We start from the raw sequence: 590 nt of genomic DNA, 5'->3' as shown, positions 1-590 counted from the left end.
GTAGAAAATTTCGTTTACGTTGCCGTACTCCATCGTACGACCTGCGTACATCACAAGCACTTTGTCACATGAACCAGCAACAACACCTAGGTCGTGGGTGATCATAATGATTGCCGTGTTGAACTCGGATTTCAGCTCGTTCAACAAGTCCATGATCTGTGCCTGAACGGTTACGTCCAACGCGGTTGTTGGTTCATCAGCAATAAGCAGTTTAGGACGGCACAATAGCGCCATCGCAATCATTACACGCTGACGCATACCGCCTGAAAATTCGTGCGGATACATGGTGATACGTTTGCGAGCTTCAGGGATTTTTACCGCTTCAAGCATGCGAACAGATTCTTCAAACGCTTCTGACTTGCCCATGCCTTTATGCAGCATCAACACTTCCATCAGCTGATCGCTCACTTTCATGTATGGGTTTAGCGAGGTCATCGGATCTTGGAAGATCATCGCGATCTGTTCTGCACGAACTTTGTTTAGTTCTTTTTCAGGCAAGTTTAGGATTTCTTTGCCTTCGAACTTCGCGCTACCAGAGATAATACCGTTTTTAGCCAGTAGACCCATGATAGCGAATACTGTCTGAGATT

Annotated in this window: 1 protein-coding gene; it reads right to left on the bottom strand. The window is 46.1% G+C overall.

Annotated features, from left to right (window positions below):
* Positions 1-590 (bottom strand): ATP-binding cassette domain-containing protein (locus R7Z50_RS29235; RefSeq protein WP_318149980.1); only part of this gene is annotated, 590 nt, incomplete at both ends.

This window comes from Vibrio sp. 1249-1, from assembly GCF_033340495.1.
Note: the sequence above shows the minus strand (reverse complement) of the source record. Positions and strands in the feature narration are given on the sequence as shown.